The sequence below is a fragment of the Streptomyces sp. NPDC058464 genome, assembly GCF_042721035.1.
Classification (GTDB): domain Bacteria; phylum Actinomycetota; class Actinomycetes; order Streptomycetales; family Streptomycetaceae; genus Streptomyces.
Map to the genome: position 1 here is coordinate 60,535 of NZ_JBHXMA010000045.1, position 22,311 is coordinate 82,845.

Annotated in this window: 14 protein-coding genes and 3 pseudogenes; 7 read left to right on the forward strand and 10 right to left on the reverse strand. The window is 70.8% G+C overall.

What is annotated here, in order from left to right:
• Positions 1–240 precede the first annotated feature (240 nt).
• On the forward strand, positions 241–2,070 hold the full coding sequence (locus tag ACFWPQ_RS41770) for a glycoside hydrolase family 76 protein (RefSeq protein WP_384047297.1): 1,830 nt from the start codon (positions 241–243) through the stop codon (positions 2,068–2,070).
• 120 nt (positions 2,071–2,190) lie between these two features.
• On the opposite strand, the gene ACFWPQ_RS41775 is transcribed toward ACFWPQ_RS41770, so the two are convergent.
• Positions 2,191–2,931: a hypothetical protein gene (locus ACFWPQ_RS41775; protein ID WP_384047300.1), complete on the reverse strand. Its 741-nt coding sequence runs from the start codon at positions 2,929–2,931 to the stop codon at positions 2,191–2,193.
• Between the two features lie 305 nt (positions 2,932–3,236).
• Here ACFWPQ_RS41775 and ACFWPQ_RS41780 point away from each other — a divergent pair, with 305 nt between their 5' ends.
• Positions 3,237–4,787 carry an SDR family oxidoreductase gene (locus ACFWPQ_RS41780; RefSeq protein ID WP_384047358.1) on the forward strand — a complete coding sequence of 517 codons (1,551 nt, stop codon included), beginning with the start codon at positions 3,237–3,239 and terminating at the stop codon, positions 4,785–4,787.
• A gap of 86 nt (positions 4,788–4,873) precedes the next feature.
• Here ACFWPQ_RS41780 and ACFWPQ_RS41785 read toward each other — a convergent pair whose 3' ends face one another.
• Together ACFWPQ_RS41785 and ACFWPQ_RS41790 are read right to left on the reverse strand one after the other, a co-directional pair.
• Positions 4,874–5,554, reverse strand: coding sequence for a CBS domain-containing protein (locus tag ACFWPQ_RS41785; RefSeq protein WP_384047302.1), 681 nt, complete (start codon positions 5,552–5,554; stop codon positions 4,874–4,876).
• A gap of 31 nt (positions 5,555–5,585) precedes the next feature.
• Positions 5,586–6,050 carry a Crp/Fnr family transcriptional regulator gene (locus ACFWPQ_RS41790; RefSeq protein WP_384047305.1) on the reverse strand — a complete coding sequence of 155 codons (465 nt, stop codon included), beginning with the start codon at positions 6,048–6,050 and terminating at the stop codon, positions 5,586–5,588.
• A gap of 350 nt (positions 6,051–6,400) precedes the next feature.
• On the opposite strand from ACFWPQ_RS41790, the pseudogene ACFWPQ_RS41795 reads away from it, so the two are divergent.
• Positions 6,401–6,856, forward strand: a pseudogene (locus ACFWPQ_RS41795) (universal stress protein); the annotation flags it as partial.
• Positions 6,857–6,907: 51 nt separating this feature from the next.
• On the opposite strand, the gene ACFWPQ_RS41800 reads toward ACFWPQ_RS41795, so the two are convergent.
• Complete coding sequence (locus ACFWPQ_RS41800; protein ID WP_384047308.1) at positions 6,908–7,765, reverse strand: CAP domain-containing protein; 858 nt, start codon at positions 7,763–7,765, stop codon at positions 6,908–6,910.
• 797 nt (positions 7,766–8,562) lie between these two features.
• On the reverse strand, positions 8,563–10,260 hold the full coding sequence (locus ACFWPQ_RS41805; RefSeq protein ID WP_384047310.1) for an esterase: 1,698 nt from the start codon (positions 10,258–10,260) through the stop codon (positions 8,563–8,565).
• Between the two features lie 679 nt (positions 10,261–10,939).
• Between ACFWPQ_RS41805 and ACFWPQ_RS41810 the strand changes: the two genes are divergently transcribed.
• Positions 10,940–11,587, forward strand: a complete 648-nt coding sequence (locus ACFWPQ_RS41810) for a superoxide dismutase (protein WP_384047360.1) — start codon at positions 10,940–10,942, stop codon at positions 11,585–11,587.
• A 478-nt stretch (positions 11,588–12,065) separates the two neighbouring features.
• On the opposite strand, the pseudogene ACFWPQ_RS41815 reads toward ACFWPQ_RS41810, so the two are convergent.
• A pseudogene (locus ACFWPQ_RS41815) lies at positions 12,066–12,263 on the reverse strand (CorA family divalent cation transporter); the annotation flags it as partial.
• Positions 12,264–12,525: 262 nt separating this feature from the next.
• Between ACFWPQ_RS41815 and ACFWPQ_RS41820 the strand changes: the two are divergent.
• Positions 12,526–12,894, forward strand: a pseudogene (locus ACFWPQ_RS41820) (DUF5655 domain-containing protein); the annotation flags it as partial.
• 178 nt (positions 12,895–13,072) lie between these two features.
• On the opposite strand, the gene ACFWPQ_RS41825 reads toward ACFWPQ_RS41820, so the two are convergent.
• Positions 13,073–13,687, reverse strand: coding sequence for a DUF317 domain-containing protein (locus ACFWPQ_RS41825; RefSeq protein ID WP_384047313.1), 615 nt, complete (start codon positions 13,685–13,687; stop codon positions 13,073–13,075).
• A 482-nt stretch (positions 13,688–14,169) separates the two neighbouring features.
• On the opposite strand from ACFWPQ_RS41825, the gene ACFWPQ_RS41830 reads away from it, so the two are divergent.
• The gene (locus tag ACFWPQ_RS41830; RefSeq protein WP_384047316.1) at positions 14,170–15,081 is read left to right on the forward strand and encodes a DUF3592 domain-containing protein; all 912 of its coding nucleotides are present in this window, start codon (positions 14,170–14,172) and stop codon (positions 15,079–15,081) included.
• A gap of 495 nt (positions 15,082–15,576) precedes the next feature.
• Here ACFWPQ_RS41830 and ACFWPQ_RS41835 read toward each other — a convergent pair whose 3' ends face one another.
• From ACFWPQ_RS41835 to ACFWPQ_RS41845, 3 genes are all read right to left on the reverse strand, one after another.
• Positions 15,577–18,672: an AAA family ATPase gene (locus tag ACFWPQ_RS41835; RefSeq protein WP_384047319.1), complete on the reverse strand. Its 3,096-nt coding sequence runs from the start codon at positions 18,670–18,672 to the stop codon at positions 15,577–15,579.
• Positions 18,673–18,768: 96 nt separating this feature from the next.
• Positions 18,769–19,191, reverse strand: coding sequence for a hypothetical protein (locus ACFWPQ_RS41840; RefSeq protein WP_384047322.1), 423 nt, complete (start codon positions 19,189–19,191; stop codon positions 18,769–18,771).
• A gap of 528 nt (positions 19,192–19,719) precedes the next feature.
• Complete coding sequence (locus ACFWPQ_RS41845) at positions 19,720–20,904, reverse strand: magnesium and cobalt transport protein CorA (protein ID WP_384047325.1); 1,185 nt, start codon at positions 20,902–20,904, stop codon at positions 19,720–19,722.
• A gap of 227 nt (positions 20,905–21,131) precedes the next feature.
• Here ACFWPQ_RS41845 and ACFWPQ_RS41850 point away from each other — a divergent pair, with 227 nt between their 5' ends.
• Entirely contained in the window at positions 21,132–22,310 is a 1,179-nt protein-coding gene (locus ACFWPQ_RS41850) for a winged helix DNA-binding domain-containing protein (protein WP_384047328.1), read from the forward strand.
• Position 22,311 lies beyond the last annotated feature (1 nt).

The following is a 22,311-nucleotide window of genomic DNA, read 5'->3' on the forward strand; positions in this document are numbered from 1 at the left end:
GAAATCCGGGTGTCAACCCGTCTCGGCCGCCTCTCAACTCCCTTGGAACAGGGTGCCCTTGATGCATTGACAGGGCCTCGCCGAGCCGGTTCACTGCCTCGTTGACAGGTATGGACCAGTGCCCGATTCCGGCCCGGCTCGACCGGAGCCGCCGGCCCCCGTCACGTGCGCCGACCGTCGTCCCCCATCGCGAAATCGAGGCGAGTCCCGGTGTCCTCACGTCGTTCAGACATCGTTGTCATGCGCCGTCTTCTCGGCTTCCTGCTGTCGGCCGCGCTCGCGTTCGCCGTCCTCGCCCCGGCGGCGGCGCCCGCGTCCGCCGCCACCCAGGTCTGCGTCCTCGCCTGCGACACGCTCGACCCCTCGCAGGCCCGCCAGGAGACCTTCCCGGTGCCGGACAAGGATCTCGACGGCCGTCGCCTGGAACTGCACGTGTCCGACGCGGACGACATGGCGTGGGCCAGCATCGACGACGGCGTGACCGGGGACTCGGTGTGGCTGGACCGGTCCTGGGACGGCGGCGCCACCTGGGAGGGGCTGCTCGGCAAGGCGAGCATCCCGGGCACCTGGACCGGCACCAGGACGCTGATGTACAACATCACCGACCCCCGCGGCCACCGCCGAGGGCTGGTCCGGGCCTGCGGCGACGCGGCCGGGGTCGGCTGCACGAACTGGGTCTACCCCACCGTCTGCGACACCCTCTGCGACGGCACGAGCGCCGACCGGGCGGCCGGCGACGACCAGCCGGTACCGTCCACCACCCTCTACGGCCGCACCATCCGGCTCCACGTCGACCAGCGGAACTCCATGGCCTGGGCGAGCATCGACAGCGGCGGCGCCGGTGACGAGATCTGGCTCGACCGCTCCTGGGACGGTGGCTCGACCTGGCCGGACGGCTCCTCCCTCGGCCGTACCGGCACCCCGTCCGGAGCCACCGGCACCCGTACCGCGATGTACGCCGTCCGCGACCCGCGCGGCCTCCTCTACGGCGGCGCGGTCCGCGCCTGCGGCCGGGAGGCGAGCCACAACGAGGGCAGCTGCACCGCATGGGTCAGGCCCGCACCGACCAGGGCGCGCGCGGCGGCGGACGCGCTGATGACCTCGTACGACCCCTACAACGGCTGGTGGCCCAGCAGTTGGTGGAACTCGGCGGCCACCCTCACCGCCCTCGTCGACTTCGCGAGGACCACCGGCACGCACGACTACGACTGGGTCGTCGCGCGCACCTTCGACCGGAACAAGGGCGCCTTCGCCGCCGGGGTGCGCGGTACGGACGCGATCGAGGGCGACTTCATCAGCCGTTCCATCGACGACTCGGGCTGGTGGGCCATCGCGTGGATCGACGCGTACGACTACACCGGCGACTCCCGGTATCTCAATGAGGCCGTGACCATCGCGAACTACGTCCAGCAGTACTGGGACACCGGCACCTGCGGCGGTGGCGTGTGGTGGGACCGCGAGCGGACCTACAAGAACGCGGTGACGAACGGGCAGTACCTGTGGCTGACCACCGCACTGCACCAGCGCATCCCGGGCGACACGGTATGGCTCCAGCGGGCGAAGACGTCCGCCGCCTGGTACCGGGCCGGCGGGCTGATCGACTCCTCGGGCCTGGTGAACGACGGCCTGACCGCCGCCTGCGCCGACAACGGCTCCACCGTGTGGAGTTACAACCAGGGGCTGGCCATCGGCGGCTTCACCGAACTGTGGAGGTCGACCGGAGACAGCTCCCTGCTGACCACCGCGCGGGCCCTCGCCGACGCCGCGATCGGCAACTCGGCGCTGACCGTCGGCGGAGTGCTCACCGAGTCCTGCGACGTCGGCTCGGCGTCCTGCGACGACAACCAGAAGCAGTTCAAGGGCATCTTCATGCGGAACCTCGCCGACCTGGCGACCGCCACCGGCGCCGGAACGTACCGGAGTTACATCCAGCAGCAGGCGGACACCCTGTGGGCACAGGACCGGACCGCCCTCAACGCCCTCGGCGAACGCTGGGCCGGCACCAGCCCCAACCAGAGCGACTGGCGGACCCAGGCGAGCGCCCTGGGGGCGCTCACCGCCGCGGGATGACACCGAGGCCGAGGATTCCGTCGAGGCCGAGGACGGCGCGCGCGGTCGAGGATGCCGTCCTCGGCCCAGCGCAGGGCCGCGCAGGACGGCATTGCCTAAAGTCGGTCCACGGGAGCGGCACTAGGCCGTCGAGACATGGAAGTTCATGACGTCGATCTTGCTGATCGCCCGCCAGTCGTCCGCGCTGTATCCGTCCCAGTCCTTCGCCTTGCGGTCGGCCGGGAACTTCGCCGCCTGGTCGGAACCGACGAGGACGAGCAGGTAGGTCTCACTGATCCCCTCGACGCCGGGGTAGCCGACCGAGTGGTTGTCGTCCTCCCAGCAGCCGTCGGACGTGGGGCTGACGGGTGTGCCCGGGTAGAAACGGCCGCTTCCCGGGTGTCCGTACTCGTCCTTCGAGTCGGGGTCGGGCCGGGTGACGAGATAGAGGACCTGGCCCGCCGGGATGTTCAGGTTCATCTGCCCCTTGACGCTGATCTCGGGGCTCCTCGCGGGGCCGCCCACCTGGGTGTAGACGCGGGGTGCGTCGTGGTTCGCGAAGAGCGTCTCGTTGTAGCGCTGTGACGGCGGCTGATTCCAGGAGTCGGCGAGCCGTTGCAGATCGCAGGGGTCGTCGGTCTCGATCGCGGGTGAGACGGGTGAGACGGGTGAGACGGGTGAGGCGACCGGGGAGCCCTTGGATGGCCCCTGGGTGCCGCCGGTCTGGGCGAACAGGGCTCCGGCGGTTGCGGCGGCGACCGCCGCGACTGCGCCGATGGACGCGATGAGGATCTTGGTCCTGTTGTCGCTCCTGCCGCTGCCCTCGCCCTGCGGTTCGTCGCCCGTGGTGGCGTCGTCGGAGCCTGTGTCAGTGTGTGTCACTTTCGTCCCCCTTGTGCAGGAGTCCGTACTATCAGCGCTTTGTGTGCCCGGTAAGGGAGTGTTGAAGTGAGGAGGGGCGTGCGGCGGTCGGCCCGTGCGCCGTTGGGGCGACTGCCCCCGGCGCCTCCCCGGCCTGGACGGACGTGCCGTGCGAGAGTTCCGCGTCACCCGGATGCCGCAGTCGCCCGGCGCATCAGGACAGGCGGGCGGCACCGTAGAGGTATCGGGGCGAGGGGCGCGAGGGCGCACGGACGACGGCCGAGGCGGTGCGCGTGGCGGACGAGACGGCCGGGACGACCACGAACGTGAACGGAACCGGTGCCACGGGTCCGCGCACCTGTCTGGTGACCGGTGCCAGCGGCTACATCGGCGGGCGGCTGGTGCCGGAGCTGCTGGACGCCGGGTATCGGGTGCGCTGCCTGGTGCGCACGCCCCCGAAGCTGCGTGACCAGCCGTGGGCCGGGCGGGTGGAGGTCGTACCGGGCGACGTCACCGACGCGGACTCGGTGGCGGCGGCGATGGCGGGCGTCGATGTCGCCTACCACCTGGTGCACGCCCTCGGCACCGGCCGCGACTTCGAGCGCACCGACCGGCAGGCGGCCCGGGTCTTCGGCGAGCAGGCCCGCAGGGCCGGCGTCGGCCGCCTGATCTACCTGGGCGGCCTGACCCCGGCCGACGTGCCCGAGCGGGAACTGTCGCCGCACCTGCGCTCCCGCGCCGAGGTGGGCAGGATCCTCCTCGACTCGGGCGTGCCGACGGCCGTGCTGCGGGCCGCGGTCATCATCGGGTCCGGCTCGGCCGGCTTCGAGATGCTGCGCTACCTGACCGAGCGGCTGCCGGTGATGGTCACACCGCGCTGGGTGCACACCCGCATCCAGCCGATCGCCGTACGGGACGTGCTGCGCGTCCTGGTGGGGTGCGCCGGCCTGCCGCCCGACGTCAGCCGAGCCTTCGACATCGGCGGCCCCGAGGTGCTCACCTACCTCGAGATGATGCAGGGGTACGCCGCCGTCGCCGGGCTGCCCCGGCGGCTCATCGTGCCCGTGCCGGTGCTCACGCCCGGCCTGTCCAGTCACTGGGTCGGCCTGGTGACCCCCGTGCCGGCCGCCATCGCCCGCCCACTGACGGAGTCGCTGCGCCACGAAGTGGTGTGCCGGGAACGGGACATCGAGCGGTACGTGCCCAGCCCGCCGGGCCACCCGGTCGGTTTCGACCGCGCCGTCTCCCTCGCGCTGCAACGCGTGCGGGACGCCCAGGTCGTCACCCGCTGGTCCTCCGCCGCCGTGCCGGGCGCCCCCAGCGACCCGCTGCCCACCGACCCGGAGTGGGCCGGCGGCAGCCTCTACACCGACGTACGCGAACGCCATGCCGAGGCGACCCCCGACGCACTGTGGGAGGTGGTCGAGGGCATCGGCGGCGAGAACGGCTGGTACTCCTTCCCGCTGGCCTGGGCGGTACGCGGCTGGCTCGACCGCCTCTCCGGCGGGGTGGGCCTGCGCCGGGGGCGACGTGACGCGCGGCGCCTGCGGGTCGGTGACTCACTGGACTTCTGGCGGGTGGAGGAGATCGACCGCGGGCGGCTGCTGCGCCTGCGCGCCGAGATGCGGCTGCCTGGGCTGGCCTGGCTGGAGATGTACGTCGACGAGGCGGGGGCCGGCGGCGCGTGCTACCGGCAGCGGGCCCTCTTCCACCCGCACGGACTGCTCGGCCAGCTCTACTGGTGGAGCGTGTCGCCGTTTCACGCGGTCGTCTTCGGCGGCATGGCCCGCAACATCGTCCGCGCCGCCGAACGCACCCCGGCCGCGCCCGACAGCACCGCCCGTACCGACCGCCGCCCTGCCCGACCGGAAAGCTGAACCGCCGCACACCCCGCCCGTTCTTCCGGTCCGGACCGACGCGAGCGCGCCGTCCAGGGGCGGGGCGCTGCCGCCGGTACCCCCGGTCAGGTGGCCCCCCTGCCCGGCGGGCCGTCCGGGGCTCGACCGCCGTCCAACTCGAAGTCCACGTCCACGACGCCCTCGACGGCGCGGACCAGGCGGGCGGCCACGGGGACCAGGGACGTGTCTCTGACGCGGCCGGCGAGTTTCACCACTCCGTCGTGCACCTCGACCCGGATCGCCGAGACCGGGGCCGGGAAGAGACAGGGCACCACCTCGCGGCTGACCTCCTCGGCGATCTCCTCGTCACCGCGGAGGAACACCTTGAGCAGGTCGGCCCTGCTGACGATGCCCTCCAGCATGCCGAGCCCGTCGACCACGGGCAGGCGCTTGACCTTGGCGTGCGCCATGGCGCGGGCGGCCTGGGCGAGGGTCGCGTCGGGGCTCGTGGTGAGCGCGGGGGAGGTCATGAGTTCCTCCGCGGTGATCGCGCCGGCCTTCGCCAGGTCGGGCAGGCGCCGCAGCTGGGTGTACCGGTCGGGGTCGCTGTCGCGGAACTCCTCCTTCGGCAGCAGGTCGGCCTCGGAGACGACGCCGACGACGCGGCCCTCGCCTTCGAGGACGGGCAGGGCGCTGACCTTCCAGTCCTGCATCAGCTGCACGATGTCCTTGAAGGCGGCCTTGCGGCCGACGGCGGCGACGGTGTGGGTCATGACGTCGCTGACGATGTGCGGGGTGCCGTGCATGGTGGTGCTCCCTCTCGGGGTGGCCCGGAGCTCAGACGACGGTGCCGGCGCCGTACGGGGCGTACAGGTCCAGCAGCCGGGTCCGGGTGGAGCGGAGGCGGTGGGCGAGGATGCTCCCCATCCACAGGGCGACGGCGTTGCCCAGCGCGGGGTCCTCCTCGCACATCAGGCGGACGGCGGTCGCGTCGAACTCGTACGCCCGCACCGGGGTCGTCGCCTCGGCGCCCAGGTGCCAGGCGTGCGGCGCGAACAGCCAGGACCAGCCGACGAGTTCGCTGTGCCGGAGGGTCTCGATGACGGCCGCCTGCCGGCCGGGTACGTGCATGTCGAGCTCGACGGTGCCCGAGCGGATGATCCAGAACCGGTCGGCCCTGCCGCCCTCGTCGAACAGCCGCGTCCCCTGCGGAAAACTCACCTCGCGGGCGACGCGCATGAGCCGCTCGCGGTGCTCGGCGGGCAGGGCGCGCAGCATGCTGGGGGTGGGCGCGGTGATCATGGCGTGCCTCCCGGAAGAAGTGTCGGAACTGCCATGTCCAGCGTCCTTTCGACGACTGCCGGCGGGCCATGGGCCACCCGGCCCCTCGACCGGGCCGCCCGGCACCGGCGGAGAGCCGTTCGGCACCCTGCGGCCACCCCGGCCCCGCCGTTCGAGCAGGGTGCGAGACGACCTGCCCACTGGAGGGGTGGGCACTGCGGGGTGCTTCACGGACGTCCGCCGGGCGCCTCGTCCGAGGGCAAAGCTCGAACCGGCACCCCGCCCCGTCGCCGTCGTAGCCCACGGCTGACCCCGAGGAGAGAACAGATCATGAAGGCAGCGGTCGTACGAGCCTTCGGCGAGCCCCTTGCGGCAACCACGACAACCGGGCCGGCTCCGCCACCCAGGGCCGTGTCGTCGTGGGCGTCGGCGACAGGCCGACCGGCTCCGCGGCCATGCGGTTCGCCTTCGAGGAAGCGCGCCGGCGCGGGGTGCCGGTGGAGGCCGTACGAGCCTGGCGGTGCCCCGCGCACGAGACCACCGACCACCCCCTCCTCGCCGGCGAGCCCGCGCGCCTGCACGAGCAGCAGGCGGTGGATTGCCTGAAGGCGGCCCTCCAGGACGCCCCCGTCGACATCGAATCGACCAGCCACACGGTCGAGGGCCACACCCGGGACGTCCTCGTGGACGCCTCGCACGACGCCGGCCTCCTGGTCGTCGGAGCCAGGCGCCGCCCCGGCCACTTCGGGCTCCAGCTGGGCCGCGTGGCCCACGGGGTACTGCACCACTCCGCCTGCCCCGTCGCCGTCGTACCCGAGCCGACGTGACCGCGACGGCGTGACCGCGACGACGTGACCGCGACGGCAGGCGGCGCCCGCTCAACGGGCGGTGGCGAAGTCCTGGGTCCAGTAGTCGTCGGGCTGTGCGTGACCGACGCCGATCTCCTTGAACGTGCAGTTGAGGATGTTGGCCTTGTGGCCGGGGCTGGCCATCCAGGCAGCCATGACCTGCTCGGGAGATGCGTAACCGTAGGCGACGTTCTCGCCGTAGGCGCTCCAGGTGTATCCGGCGCTGGTGATCCGGTCTCCGGGGGAGGAGCCGTCGGACCCGGAGTGCGACATGTTCTGGTGGAGCGCCATGTCCTCGCTGTGTGCCTGTGCGACCTTGGTCAGGGTCGTGTTCAGGGTCAGGGCCGAACAGCCGACCTTGCTGCGCTCGGCATTGACGAGCGACACGATGCGAGCGACGACTCCGGACGCCGTGGCGGTGGCCTTCGGGGTGCTCGACGGCTTGGGGGCCGCGGAAGTGGCGGCGGCGGTGGTGGTGGTCCGGGGGCTGGGCGACGCGGTGGTGATGGGCCTGGGCGCGGTCGTCCGGACGGTGTGCCGGCGCGGTGTGGCCTTCGGCCTGGGCACGGTGGTCTTCCTGGCGCTCGCCGAGGTGCGAGAAGTCTTCGCGGCGTTTGCGGAGGCACTCGGAGTCTTCGTGGCGCTCGGCGCCGCCGATGTCGTCGACGACGGCTCGTCGGCCTGGCTGGTGGCGTTCCAGGGGCGGCCCCAGCTCGCGTCGTTCCACCAGCCCTTCGTCGTGGTGTTCTCGGCGCCGTCGGACCGGCGTCCGCCGCTGTCGGGCCAATTGGTACAGGCCATGGCGGCGGACGGTATGCCCACGGCGCCCACGGCGACGGCGGCGATGACTATCCGCCGGTAATGCGTGTTCTTGCGATGTCTACCCATGCGTAACCCGCTCCTGAGCTGCGGCGGTGTCCTGCGGGCCGTCATTCTTATGAAGCCTTCACACGGAGCGCAAAGGGCCTCGGTACTAGCCCGCTTCGTAGGCTCCGGCGGCCCTCGCCGCGGCAGCGGGGTGCACTGGTCCGGCTGCCGGGACCTCTGCGGGATTCTGCCGACCCGTCAGAATCCCTGCGTGCGTGCAGAACGGGCGGCGGTTGCTTGCAGGCGGAAAGCCGTGAATCCAGGCGTGGCGCATGCGCACCCCAAGACGGACAAGTCCCATATATCGCCAGAGCGTCCTCTACTATCCGGCACGCCTAGGTCCCAGGTTCGCTGTGACGGACTTCACGGAATCACGTGTTCCGGTTCTGGCCCGGCCTGGATGCGGCCGATCAGGGCGCGGAGTGGGCGAAGCGCGGCGGGCAAGCCCCCACGGCAGGGGCGCGACGGCCGGGAAACCGGCCACCAGTACGCTGCTGGACAAGGCAGGGCCCGGCGGCCGTCTGGTTCAGCCGGTGAGCCCGCAGATGCCGTCGACCGTGATGATGAGACCGAGCACGGTCACGACGGTTGCGGAGACCGTGGGCAGCCATTGCACCAGTCGGCCGGACCCGCGCTTGCGGAGACCGGCACTACCACCCGGACAACGTGGTGGTGTTCGCGAGCATGACCGGGGTCGCCCGGGCGCCGGCCCGGGCGGTGCGGGAGGTCGGGCCGGCGGGAGCGTCTCCGCTCCGGTGCCGGGGGCCCGGCCGGCGAGTGTCGGCCGGGCCCCCGGACTGTTCGGACGACCGGGGGAACTACCCGAGGACGGACTCCACCCAGCTGATGAAGTTCGTCGTCGAGTCGCCGGTGCGCTCGGCTTCGGTGTGTCCCTGGCCCCACACGGTGGCGAAGTCGACGTCGCTGACGCCGTCGTAGCTCTGCAGGGCCAGCGCGACGTTGATCTCGGTCGTGTTGGCGGTGTCGCCCTGCATGATGCCGGTGCGGATGCGCCAGTGGGGCGCCACCGTCGACTGCTGGTAGCCGTCGAAGGCGGAGGAGAGGAAGTACAGCGGGTTGTACGCGTCGGTCCGCCAGGCCATCTCCTCGCCGACGCTGTCCGTCTCGGCGAAGTCGCTGTCGTACGACGAGGAGCCGTAGTCGGAGTCCCAGTCGGAGTACGTGGCGTACGTCGACTCGTTGGCCGCGACGACGTCACGCGTGAGCGGCGCGAAGTGCGCCGGCGAGTCGAGCCCCATCCCGAAGACGTTGTTCTCGGTCTGCCCGCGGGAGTACCCGTCGAACGCGCCGACCGGCTTGCTCGCGGTCTTCTGACTGGTGACGAAGCCTTCGAGGCCGGACACCGTCGCGGTGTTGGCCGATGAGTCGTAGGTGACCCAGGTGCTGTCGGTGTTGAGGTAGGCGATGTAGTCGTCGGCCGTCTCGTACGTGGTCCCGGACGACGTGTACGGGAAGGTGGTGTCGGACAGGAAGTTGTTCAGCGAGGTGGTGATCACCTCGACCACGTGGTCGTAGTAGCTGCCGGCCAGGTAGACGCCGCTGTCGGACTCGGTCAGCTCCAGGGTGTTGCCGTCGCTGTCGGTCAGACCCAGGCTGTTGAGGTACGTGGGCCAGGCCTTCGCGAGGTCCGTCGAGTAGGCGCTGGTCCAGGTCCCGGACGCGCGGGTGCTCGTCGAGGCGAACTGGCCCATGTTCCACTCGTAGGACAGGTTGGCCTCGTTGAGGTTGGTGATCGGGCACCAGGCCATGACGGCGGCGACCGCGTCGCTGAGGGTGTTGCCGTCGGCGTCCTCGGTCGCCGCGCCGATGGCGGTCAGGTAGGGGTCGTACAGGGAGCTGTCGCCGGACGCGCCGGCCACGGTGTCCTGGGCGCCGCCGCCGCTCATGCCGAACAGGACGATGTCGTCCGTGCTGCCGGGCAGGAGGCTCTGGTTGTACCGGAGGAAGCGGACTGCGGCCTTGAGGTCGGTCACGCCCCAGGGGGCTGCGTCGGAGCGGCTGCTGGTGGAGCTGTCCCGGCCGCGCAGGCCCGGCCACACGTAGACGAGACCGGCCTCGAGGTATTCCGAGACGCTGCTGTAGCTGTAGGACGTGGCCGGCGACTGCGCGGCGTAGCCAGGGGTGTTGACGGGGATCACGATCGGCGCGGTGCTTCCCGTGTACGAGCCGACGGTGCCGCCGGCGTTGACCGTCGCGGTGTACGTGGTCCCGTCGCTGTTCACGGTGGCCGTCAGATAGGCGCCCGGCACGTAGACCGACAGGTTCTCGTAGTCCGTGGCGGCCGGGTCGGTGCAGTACATCGTCCCGATCTGGTAGTACACGTCGTTGGTCGAGTCGTACGACCAGGCGGTGGAGTCGAACTCCAGCGAGTACGTGGAGGACGTGCTCGACGACGACGAAGCGGCGGCGAAGGCTGTGCCTGCCGCGCTCTCGGCGATTCCTAACGCGGCTATGGCCGCGGCGCCCCGGAGAACGGCTCGGCGGTTGATGTCCACCAGTAGACCTCCTTGTGCGGTGGGTTGCGTGGTCACAGCCGTACCTGTGCACCTCCTGGGCGACACCGTGGGTAGGCGGGCTGTGCGGCTCGTTCGAGTCCCAGACCGTAGGCAAGGAGTCCAGGGATTGGCCCAGGATTACCTCTGGATTGTTGGCGATTTCGGTGACGATTTGGTCAGGAGTTCTCGTCGGGGCGCAGGGGGCGGAGCGGAGGGGTGAGGCGAGCAAGGCCGGGATCTGGTCTCCGGGGCGGAGTTGCGCCGAATTCCTGACAGGGCGTCAGATGGTGCTCGGCGGGGGCCGATCCGGGCCGCCGCCCTGGGGATGCTGCGCCCGGTGGCCGCTGTCAGCTCCCGCAGGGTGGCCCCTTCCGTGACTCGCCGGCGGAGCCACGCCCTGATGTCCTGGGCGCCGACGCATCCACTCGCCGCCCGACTTCCGCCGTCGAGGGCGGGCGCTCCGAACCGGAGAGCGGGGCGAGTATCCGCAGCCGGTCCGGAGTGCGGCGCGGGCCGCGCACCCGGAGCAGTTCGCGCGCCCCTGGCTGTGCCGTAATGCCGCTGTTGATGTGCGCGACACGGCAGGGGTCCTAGGACCCCTGCCTGATCGGCGCCTTACAGTTCCTGCTGGTAGCCTGCAGTTGCATATTAGTCGCAATAACGTCGGAGGATGTTCGACATGCCGGTGTACACGCTCCCGGAGCTCCCGTACGACTACTCGGCGCTCGCCCCGGTCATCAGCCCCGAGATCATCGAGCTGCACCACGACAAGCACCATGCGGCCTACGTGAAGGGCGCCAATGACGCGCTGGAGCAGCTGGCGGAGGCGCGGGACAAGGAGACCTGGGGCTCGATCAACGGCCTGGAGAAGAACCTGGCCTTCCACCTCTCCGGCCACATCCTGCACAGCATCTACTGGCAGAACATGACCGGCCCGAAGGGCGGCGGCGGCGAGCCGCTGGCCGCGGACGGCGTGGGTGACCTGGCCGACGCGATCGCCGAGTCCTTCGGTTCCTTCGCGGGCTTCAAGGCCCAGCTGACCAAGGCGGCGGCCACCACTCAGGGCTCCGGCTGGGGCGTCCTCGCCTACGAGCCGGTCATCGGCCGCCTGATCGTCGAGCAGGTGTACGACCACCAGGGCAACGTCGGGCAGGGCTCCACCCCGGTCCTGGTCTTCGACGCCTGGGAGCACGCCTTCTACCTCCAGTACAAGAACCAGAAGGTCGACTTCATCGACGCCATGTGGGCGGTCGTCAACTGGCAGGACGTGGCCCGCCGTTACGCCGCCGCCAAGGAGCGCGGCGACAGCCTGTTCCTCCGCCCCTGACGCCCTGCCCCCCCCGAGCGTCCTGCCTCGTGATCGTCTTCTCACCCTTCACGACGGCAGGCGGAACAAGGGAGGGCTCCCGCAGGCCGGATGCCTGCGGGAGCCCTTCTGTGAGGGCAGGCCCGCCAAGTGGACCGGCAGGGCGTACAGCTGATGCTCGCGGGCGTCGCGCCGAGGGCTCGGAATGCGCAGCCGGCGCAGCAGCGTGCCCCCGGCCCGGAGTTCGCAGCTCTACTGCGACCTTCTCCACCGGTTTTCCCGTGACGCCCCCCTCAGCCCGGGACTGCTTACTCTCCGTCCCGAACGAGCGCTTCGTCGGCGGCGGTGCGGAAGTGTCGTCAAGAGCGAGTGGCTCCGGGGCTGGGGAGGGTCGGCCGAAGCGGCGCGCGTCTCGTTCTCCCCGGCGGCCTTCGGCGGGCCTTCTGGCGTCTACCTCGGCTCCCGCGCGGCCTGGCACGGACCCCCAGCGGCCGGTTGCTCAGAGCCAGTCCTTCCGCTTGAAGATGAAGTACAGACTGGTGCACACGACCGCCATCAGCACGATGGCGAAGGGGTATCCGAGCACCCAGTGCAACTCCGGCATCGCCCGGAAGTTCATGCCGTAGATCGTGCCGACCAGGGTCGGGGCGAAGAGGATGGCGGCCCAGGAGGAGATCTTCTTGAAGTCGTCTACCTGGTGGCGCTGACCTGCGGTGATGCTGCTGGGAACCTCTCTGGCCTGGGCTGATCCGTCTTTCCGGGCCTTTCACGCTCGTGCCCGGTTACGCAGTCGATTCTCCCCACGCGCTCCCCAGCGCCGCTTATACCCCCCAGATTCTCCCCAGGGAATGGCCGCGAGCGGGGTCGGTGGGGTGTGCTGGCAAAGCTGCTCCGGTGAGTCCGATGATCACAGGCGGTTGCTGCCGAGGGTTGAGACGAAAGCCGTCGGCAGTCGCTGCCGCCTGGCACGGCGCCAGCCGGTTGCCCGAGCGGTGGCCGACGTCCAGGGCGCGGCGATGATGGAGTTGACGGGCGCGGTCGACGAGGTTCTGCTCGGGCTCGGTGACGGCGTGAACCGGGTTGAGCGCAAGAGCTACCGGGCCTGTCAGCGGCTGCGGAACTTCGCCTGCCTGTGCCCGCCGCAGCGCACCAAGCTGCTGGTCCACCTGAAGGCCGACCCGAAGGACGTCGACCTCCCTCCGGGCTTCACCCGGGACGTGTCCGGTCTCGGTCACCGCGGGACGGGCGATCTGGAGGTGCAGATCCGTACGCCGAGGGACGTGGAGCGGGCGCAGGATCTGTTCCGGGCGAGCTGCGCCGCGGCGTGATCGGATGCCGCCGTCCGTCTCCTGGTGGGCTGCGCTCCGTGTTGTGTCTGAGGTCGTGGGCGGGGGCCTTTCGACGGTCGGGCAGGGGGTGGCGGTGGACTGACTACGGTCCGCGGGATCGCCGGTTCGGCCAACCGGCGATCCCGCGCCCTGTTGCCCCGCTCGTGTGGGCCGATGATCAGCGTGAACGGCTGCCGGGGCGGCCGGCCGTGACCGCCGGAGCTGCCGGCGAACTGGCGGCGAGGCGGGTCTTGTGCTCGCGGCCCGGCTGGGCCTGGCGCGTGCCGGACTCGTGGGCGAGGGATTCGCAGAGATCGGTCGGCAGCCAACGCGGGGTGTGCGGGGACGCGGTGATGACCCAGGTGGGCCGGTCCGGACCGGGTCCGGCCCAGACGGTCCCGGTGGCCAGGTTCTGATTCGGGTGCTGTGCGGTGAAAGCGTCGAACTGGACGCAGGCGTCCTCGTCGGGGGACGTCCGGCGGAGCCATCGCCCGTCCACGGTGTGCTTCCATCCGGCGTCGGAGAGCGGCCGGGTGACTGTGGTGACCTTCTTCTCGTCCACCGGGGCGCCGATGGCGGTGTCCCAGCCGTAGCCGTCGGCGAGGTGGGTGAGCAGATCCTGCAGCACCGGGGCGGGGGTGGAGCCGGTCGCGGTGAGGACCCACATGCGGTCGGAGACGGGTGTCTCGTAGGCGGCTACGGTCCAGGCGGTCTCGATGGCGGGGGCTTCGTGGACGCGTTCGATGCACAGGGTCTGCGACTCGTGGATGGCGTGGGCCGTGTCATCCGACATGGTCCGTTCCCTGTCAAGTTCCGCATGATGAGCTGCTGTTGGACTGCGCCGCTGGCCCATGGCTTTGGCAGCGGTTCGTGGCCCACCTGGCAATCCGGGCTGGATCCAACGGTGTTGACGGCAGGGGGTGTGCGGGAGTTTTGGCTCCGGCGTCGACTCTGCTACTCAATTCGGCCGTGCAGCAGAATCCGGCCGGGGAGACCGTAGTCATCGCCTCGTCATTGCGGGACACCAGGAAGAAGAACCGGACGGAATACCGGAAGTTTTACGGAACAAACCAAGAGCGCGGGCCCCATGCTCCTGGTCACGCGCCACCGACCGCGATCAGACCGCGGGATCCTTGCGCATATTTCGGTCGGAACGCGCACACCAAAGGGTGACCACGGCTGAAGGACCGAAGTTGACGCCGGGATTCGGCGCAGGGTAAGACTCCTGACGATTCGAGGGATTGACGTTGAGGGGCAGTTATGTGGTTGATATTCGTGCTATTGCCGCTAGCCGGCCTGCTGGCCGTCGATATCGGCGCCTTCCTGTGGTGGGCACGCCGGAGTCAGCTGCTGAAGAGCGGCGTGCCCACGACCGGCGAGGTCGTGCGGATCAACATCACGGTGACCCATCACGTCGACACGGCCACGCAGTTGAGCTCCTCCTCCACCACGATTCGCCCGGTGGTGCGCTTCACCACGCAGACCGGTGAGCTGATCACCGCCTCACCGATGCGCAGCGCGGTCGACAAACTCCTGATCCCCGGCGATCCGGTCAACATCCGCTACAGCGCGGGGAACCCGATGCGCTGCGTGGTGGACCAACGCGGCGCCAAGCAGGGCACCGTGCCCATGCTGGCGGGCCTGGTCTTCCTGAACATCTTCCTGATCGGCTTCGCCTCCGTGGGCGGGCGCATCGCCGGGGAGTTGCAGAGCGACGACCAGTCGCTTACACCACCGTCCATCGCCCAGGGGCTCGGCCAGTCGGCCGGTTCCGGGACCGGAAGCCGGACGACGTCCCCCACACCGCTCCCCGCCGCGACGGCCACCGGCGCGTGGTCCGCCGCCGACGGCGCCCTGACCATGACCGTCGTCAAGGTCGTCAACGCGGGCGGGAACGTCAGTCTGACGGTCAGCGCGCACGACGGCGCCGCCGCATCGGTGACCCTGCCGATTTTTTCCAACTTCACCGCGACCGATGGTCAAGGCAACTCCTACACGGCACACCCGCTCGCACCGATCACCGTGCCGGCCGGCGGCACCGTCTCCGACACGCTGACGCTGGATCAGACCGTACCGACATCGGCGCGGAGCCTGAAGGTCGCGTGGACCCATGTCTTCTCCCAAGATCTGGCACTGAACGGCTCGCTCACCGTCACGGGAGTTCCGCTGCCACATCACTCAGGTTGAACGCACGTCCAGCAGTCCGAGGCACCGGGCGAGAAAGGAGGCCTGGTGCGCCGGATGCCGGCTCGGCGCAGCCGGCCTGGGCACCGACGATCTCACCTGCTCTGTCCCGGGTGTGGATGGTCGGCGTCGTCACGGTTGATCTGGTCCCGCTCACTCGTGTCGGTCACTCGGTACACGAGCGACCACGCCGTCTCGCAGCTGACAGGCGCGGCTCACAGTCCCACCCCAGGCCCACATGACAGTCGGCATCACCACCAACGGCCTTCGGCCGAATGGGCGACGGACGCCATCGGGCCGAACCACAAGATCGACAACAAGCGGCTTTTTGGGCCTACCACGAGCCCCCAGAGGGCCCTTGAGGTAATCGGGAGCGTGAGCCAGAAGCGCACACCTCCGGCGACGTCCGGTTCCAGGCTCCCCGGCGACCGTGACATCCAGGTCCTGGGTAAGCCGACTGGGGTGTGGCGGGAAGCCCGCTCTCGAGCCCCGCGGTACCTACCGGGCGTGGCCGGCTCCCGCCAGGCGTACCAGTTCCGACCGGTTGGTCACCCCCAGCGTGCGGCCCACTCGCTCCACCAGGCCGGTCACGTCCTGCGGAGTCAGCAGCAGTGCCTGGGCGACCTGACGGTCGCTGTAGTCGGCGCCTACCAGCTCCAGTACCCGGTGCTCGGTCAGCGACAGACTCGGGGCGACTGCCGGCGCGGCTCTCGGGCGCACCCCCAGTTCGGTCAGCGCCCGGCGGACCCGGCTCGCCAGGAGGACACTGCCGCAGGCATCGGCGAGGTCCAGCGCCTGGGTGAGAACCTGGCCGCTCTGGTGGGTCTCTCCTCTGCGCGACAGTGCGACGCCCAGCTCGTACCGGGTCCGGGCCAGTTCGAGGCGGGCCGGAGACCGCTCCAGCACGGCGACGGCCTCGCGGAGGAGGGCCTCCCCCTCGGCGCCGCCCGTGACGACACCCAGGCAACGCGACGCCAGGCCGATCACTCGCTCGGTGCCCCAGCGGTGGGCCAGCTCCAGTTCCTCGGTGGCCAGTTGAAGTGCGTCGGTGCGCTGTCCGAGCGCCAGGTGCAGCAGCGCCGCCTGCGACCGCCAGGGCGCCCCGGTGAGGTTCGTGACCCGCGTCCGCTTCTCCTGCGCACCGTACTCCAGCAGGACCGTGAGGGCGGCGGCCCGGTTGCCCCGCGCGGCGTACACGCGGCTGCGGGCGAGGAGCATCGGTCCCTGCCACACCCAGCCGCCCCGGTCGGTGTCGGCGTCCGGCACCAGCAGCCGTGCGGCCGAGGCCAGGTCGCCCCGCTCGATCAGCGATTCGCCCACCTGGGCCATCAGCGCCAGCCGTGCCCGCGGCTCCAGACCCTCGTCGTCCGTGACGGCGGGATGTCCGAAGTCCGCCGTGAGTGCCAGCTGTCGGCCGCGGCGCGCGTGGACCCTGAGCTGCCAGATCAGCGCCGTCGACACCATGAGGAACACGCCCCACCGCGCACCGATGTCGGCGATCTGCGCGAACCGCGCGGCCGCGTCGTCGAGACGGTCCGTGGTCAGGAAGACCGTCCCGGCCAGACTCACGAGCATCTGCGACTGGTCCATGGCCGCCAACCCGCCGCGCAGAGCCCGGTCCAGAAGGCTGTTGGCGACCTCGGCGCCGGCATCCCCGGCGACGGCCGAGGCGGCCAGCGCGGCCAGGACCGCGCATTCCCCCGGGGTGTCACCGGCCAGCTTGTGACCCCACAGCCGGTCGGCGAGTTTCCGGGCCGCGGGGAGAGTGGACAGCTGATCATAGCCGATCAGGAGCAGCTGGGCCTGCAGAAACCATGACACCTCACGGGCCGCCCCGGTGCCGTCGTCGGCCTGCCGCAGGTCCTCCACCGCGCGGGCGAGCACCTCGACGGCGTCCGCGTGCTCATGCCCGAGGAACAGCGCGTTGGCGAGCAGATAGGCCGCATGGGCGCGGGAGTACGGGTCCGTCAACACCGCGGATGCCTGCGTCAGATGATGCCGCGCGGCGCCGACATCGAGCTGCAACTCGTCGCTGCCCAACTCCAGCAGCAGCGGACCGCGTTCCTTGCCGGACATCGGCTCCCGCAGCGCCCGGCGCAGATAGCCCGCGGTGACCTCCGGGGCGCCTCGGCCACGCGTGGCCCGCGCCGCCTGCCGCAGGGCCTCGACCCGCCAGGGCTCACCGCTCGGTTCGGCCAGCAGCAGGTGGGCTGCGACCAGGTCGCCGGCCGCCCCCTCGCGCCGCAGCAGTTCGGCCGCCCGCGCGTGTCCGGCGGCCAGCTCCACCGGTCCGACGACGGACTCGGCGATCGCGGCACGGACCAGGGGATGATCGAACCGCACCGGCTCACCGGGTGCCAGCACACCGATCCGCCGCAGCCGGCGCCCGTGCTCACGGGCCTGCGCCTCGCCCAACTCCGACAGTTCGGCCGCCAGATGCCAGTCAGTTCCGTCCCCCAGCACCACCAGGGCCTCGGCCAGACGCCGGGTCGGCTCCGGCTGGCCCGTCAGCCGCTTGACCACGGTGTCCGCCAGGATCCGGCCGCGGAACTCCTCGACCAGATGCGTCTGGTCGCCGACGGGCCTGACACCCTTGCCGGCAAGGGTGCGGAGCAACTCGCGCAGCAGCAGGGGGTTGCCCTGGGTCGCCTCGGCGCAGGCGGCGACGAACCGTGGTTCGGCGTCCTGCCCCAGACTCGCCCGCACCAGCCCCGCCACGCTGTCGACGCCCAGCGCCGGCAACCCGACCCGCACGCAGTGCGGCTGGGCGGCGATCCGCTCCAGCAGCGGCTCTGCCCCGGTTCCGCTGTCCGGCCGTGCCGTCAGCACCAGCAGCAACGGCAGACCACGCAGACGCCGCGCCAGGTACTCCAGCCACCGTAGGGACGGGCCGTCGGCCCAGTGCGCGTCATCGACCACCAGAGCGACCGGCCCGTCGTCCGTGACATGCACCATCAGCCAGTACAGGCTGTGCAGCAGGCCCTGAGACGCCTCCGCCGACAGGCCTCCGGCGTCACCGAGTCCAGCCACCCGCAGGGCGTGCGATGCCGGCTCCGCCGGACCCGAGAGCAGCCGCTCCCGCCCGGCCCGACCGGCCCGGGCCAGCAGCGGCTCGGCCAACTGCCGCAGTACCGAGAAGGCGAAGTCCTGCTCCAGCTCCGCCCCGCTGCCCCGCACCACCCTGATCCCCCGCGGCTGCTCGGCCTCCGCCCAGGCGTTCACCAGGGAGGTCTTCCCCATCCCCGCGCCCGCCCGCACCAGCACCACCGCACCCCGGCCGGCCCGCGCCTCACCGGCCACGCGGTCAAGTACCGCCAGCTGACGGCGACGATCGAGCAGACCTGATTCGGTGGCGCTGTCATCGGCCGGAGGACCGCCCTGCCGACCGGAACGGTCCGCGGCAAGCAGCGCGTCGGCGTCGGTCAGTCCCAACGCCGTCACCAGCAGCTCCAGCGTGCGGCGCTGCGGCCGCTGCCGGCGGCCCCGCTCCAGATCCCTGATCGACCTGGCCGTCAGCCCGGCGGCCTGGGCGAGCTCCTCCTGTGTCAGCCCTGAAGCCCGGCGCAGATCCCGCAACTTCTCACCGAAGGTCATCACACGCCCCCACAGCCAGCCCAGAACGCCGACCACCGAGAAGACGTGACGGTATGTCGTCGTGCCAATACTGATCATCAACGTCTGGGCAGAACCCTACCGGGGGACCACGAGGCCTGCGAGCACGACGTCCGGTGTCCGGGATCCACTGGAGGTGTTTGGTGAACTTTTGCTCCCTGTATGCCAGTTGCTCTCGCAGGTCAGGCCGGCCTCGGCCAAGGCGTCGATGATGCGGTGAGTGCAGGCCGCCTTGATGTCGTTCCCGGTTCCGGGCAGTTCGGCGTAGGCCCGCAACAGGCGGCCGAACGGGTCGGCGAGGGCTTGGACATGCATGCCGTGCTTGCGGTGCCTGCCCGAGTGGAAGGGCCGGTCGGTGGCGATCCGGTCACTGGGCAGCCGGGTGTCGTCCAGGATTACGAACGCCTCGGATGCCGCGTGATCGAGGTCCTGTTGAAGTGTGGGAACCAGCGTGGCCAGGAGGCCCACGGCCTCGCGGATGCAGCGGTGGACCGTGGCCACACCCTTGCCGAAGGAGGCCGCGAGCCGGGTGCAGGTGTCCCCGGCTCGCCGGGGGAGGACCTGCCTGAGACGTACGGTTCGTGGAAGGGCGTGGACAACCGGCTGCGGGCGTGGGCGATCGACGGCATCTGGCAGACGGTGTTCACCGCCCTGACGGCGCAGGCCGACGCGCGATCTCGACGTGTCTCCCTCAGCCGCCTCGGTCTTGGCGGAGTGTCTCCTTGAGTTCCCCGCCATCGAGGTGGAGCTCCCCTGGGGCGGTCCGGAGGACGACCGAGAGGAAGAAGTTCCCGCTCTGTCTTCGGCGTTCCGGTCCCGAAGTGCGGTTGCCCTCCGTGATGCTCGGCGTCTGCCTTTGATGTTGATGCCCCAAGTTTCGGCAGGACCGTTGGCCCGTGGCGGGGAGAACCGGCCGACATGGAGTACATCTCGTTCTCCCCGGATTCTCCCCAGCGGCCTTGGGCGGCCCTTCTGGCGACCACCTCGGCTCTCTCGCGGCCCCGGCGTCGGTCCTCAGCAGCCGGTTGCTCAGAGCCAGTCCTTCCGCTTGAAGATGAAGTACAGACTGGTGCACACGACCGCCATCAGGACGATGGCGAAGGGATATCCCCACACCCAGTGCAGCTCCGGCATCTCCCGGAAGTTCATGCCGTAGATCGTGCCGACCAGGGTCGGCGCGAAGAGGATGGCCGCCCAGGAGGAGATCTTTTTGATCTCCTCGTTCTGTTCGAAGCCCGCCTCCGCCAACGCCCGCATCTCCGCGTTCTGTTGCTGGGTGACCAGGGTCGCGTTGACCGTGAGGATCTCCGTGAGGGCCTGGCGGAAGCCGTCGACGCGTTCGCTGATGTGGGTGACGTGGTCGGCGACGTCCCGGAGGTAGCGCTGGAGTTCCTCGTCGGTCTCGTACTTGGTGAAGCCGGCCATCAGGCCGTGCAGCATGCCGACGAGGGGGCGCGTGGCGCGCTGGAACTCGACCATCTCGCGGGAGAGTTCGTAGATACGGCGGGACACCGACGGGTCGCCGCGGAAGACCTCCGTCTCGATCTCGTCGATGTCGTTCTGGACGCCCTCCACGACCGGGGCGTAGCCGTCGACCACCGCGTCGAGTATCGCGTAGAGGACCGCCTCCGGGCCGAGCTTCAGGAGGTCGGGGGAGTCCTCCATGCGGCGGCGGACCGCCGAGAGGTCCGGGGCCGCGCCGTGCCGCACCGTGATCACGAAGTCGGGGCCGACGAACACGTGCAGCTCGGCGAAGTCGACCTCCTCCGGTGTGTCCAGGTAGCGGGCGGCGCTCAGGACGACGAAGAGCGTGTCGCCGTATCGCTCCAGCTTCGGGCGCTGGTGGGCCTCCATCGCGTCCTCGACCGCGAGTGGGTGCAGGTCGAACTCGGCGGCCAGGGAGAGGAGTTCGTCCGAGGTGGGGCGGGCCAGGCCGATCCATGCCATGCCCGACGGCGTGCCGCGCAGTTCGCGGTAGGTCTCGGCGAGCGTCGTCGGCGTCGAGACGCGCACCCCGTCCTGGTACAGCGCCGCCTCCACGATGCTGGGCGGCTCGGCGGACTCCCCGCCCGCCGCGGATCCGGGCTCCGGCAGCGCGGCCGTGTCGTCATGCTCCGCCGGCAGGGCGCGGCGCCAGACGGACCTTCTGCCGCCGCGGCCGTTCCTGCCGTTGCCGGAGTTCTTCGCGGCCGGGCTGGGGCGTCGCTCGGACATCGCGGCCGCCTCTCGGTGGATCCTGCATCGGCGTGATCTGCATGATCTGCGTGATCTGCGTGATCTATGTAATCGGTGTGATCCGCGTGGGCCAGGTGATTACGCGTGATCGGTGAGTCTCGGAGCAGGATATACGGGGCATACGAGCCCGGCGGAGGGAATCGAGGACGGGATTCGGTGAGAGATGCGGACAGAAGCTGTCCTCATTCGGCGCTAGCGTGCCCGGCATGACGAAGCAGCCGCCCGCCCCGGTCCTCGGCACCCGCGCCCTCAACCGTGCCACCCTCGACCGTCAGCTCCTGCTGCGCCGCTCGTCCCGGTCGGCGAAGGAGGCCGTGGCCCACCTCGTCGGCCTCCAGGCGCAGAACGTCAAGCCTCCTTACTACGCCCTCGCCGCCCGCCTCGACGGCTTCGCTCCCGAGCAGCTCTCCGGGCTGATGGCCGATCGGGACGTGGTCCGGATCGTCACCCTGCGCTCCACCATCCACACCCATACCGCCGCCGACGCGCTCACCCTGCGCCCGCTCGTCCAGCCCGCCCGGACCCGGGAGCTGACCGCCTTCCGCAAGGGCCTGGCCGGGGTCGACCTCGACCGGCTCGCCGCGCTCGCCCGGGACCTGGTCGAGGCCGAGCCGCGCACCATGGCCGGGCTGCGCGAGGCACTGCGCGCCGAGTGGCCCGACGCCGACCCGCAGTCCCTCGCCGTCGCCGCCCGCTGCACCCTGCCCCTCGTCCAGGTCACCCCGCGCGGACTGTGGGGGCGGTCCGGGCAGGTCGCCCTCACCACCGCCGAGCACTGGCTCGGCCGCCCCGTCGAGTCGGCGTCGGCCCTCGACGCCACGGGAGCCTCGGATGCCACGGATGCCACGGATGCCACGGACGCCACGGTCCTGCGATACCTCGCCGCCTTCGGTCCGGCCTCCGTCAAGGACATGCAGACCTGGGCCGGACTGACCCGGCTCCGCGACGCCTTCGAGCGGCTGCGGCCCCGCCTCCTCACCTTCCGGGACGAGGGCGGCGTCGAGCTCTTCGACCTGCCCGACGCGCCCCGCCCCGACCCCGCGACCCCGGCCCCGCCCCGCTTCCTCCCCGAGTTCGACAACCTTCTCCTCTCCCACGCCGACCGCACCCGCGTCGTCCCGCCCGAGCTGCGGGGCCGCGCCTGGCAGGGCAACCAGGCGTACCGCACCCTGCTCGTCGACGGTTTCCTCGCCGGTGTGTGGAAGCTGACGGAGGACGCCCTGGTCATCGAGACCTTCGGGCAGGGGGAGGAGGAGAGGGAAAGGAGCCTCGCGGCGGAGCGGGACGCGATCCTGGCGGAAGGTGAACGGATGCTGGCCACCCTGCACCCGGGTGCGTCCTACGACATCCGTTTCGGAACCGTGCTGCCCCGAATCGGCCGGTGAG

What these genes read in the sequence shown, in the direction of transcription:
- ACFWPQ_RS41770 (WP_384047297.1), top strand. Translation starts at nt 241, where the DNA reads ATGCGCCGTCTTCTCGGCTTCCTGCTGTCGGCCGCGCTCGCGTTCGCC.
- ACFWPQ_RS41785 (WP_384047302.1), bottom strand. Translation starts at nt 5,554, where the DNA reads ATGCACGGCACCCCGCACATCGTCAGCGACGTCATGACCCACACCGTC.
- ACFWPQ_RS41790 (WP_384047305.1), bottom strand. Translation starts at nt 6,050, where the DNA reads ATGATCACCGCGCCCACCCCCAGCATGCTGCGCGCCCTGCCCGCCGAG.
- ACFWPQ_RS41800 (WP_384047308.1), bottom strand. Translation starts at nt 7,765, where the DNA reads ATGGGTAGACATCGCAAGAACACGCATTACCGGCGGATAGTCATCGCC.
- ACFWPQ_RS41810 (WP_384047360.1), top strand. Translation starts at nt 10,940, where the DNA reads ATGCCGGTGTACACGCTCCCGGAGCTCCCGTACGACTACTCGGCGCTC.
- ACFWPQ_RS41825 (WP_384047313.1), bottom strand. Translation starts at nt 13,687, where the DNA reads ATGTCGGATGACACGGCCCACGCCATCCACGAGTCGCAGACCCTGTGC.
- ACFWPQ_RS41835 (WP_384047319.1), bottom strand. Translation starts at nt 18,672, where the DNA reads ATGACCTTCGGTGAGAAGTTGCGGGATCTGCGCCGGGCTTCAGGGCTG.
- ACFWPQ_RS41845 (WP_384047325.1), bottom strand. Translation starts at nt 20,904, where the DNA reads ATGTCCGAGCGACGCCCCAGCCCGGCCGCGAAGAACTCCGGCAACGGC.
- ACFWPQ_RS41850 (WP_384047328.1), top strand. Translation starts at nt 21,132, where the DNA reads ATGACGAAGCAGCCGCCCGCCCCGGTCCTCGGCACCCGCGCCCTCAAC.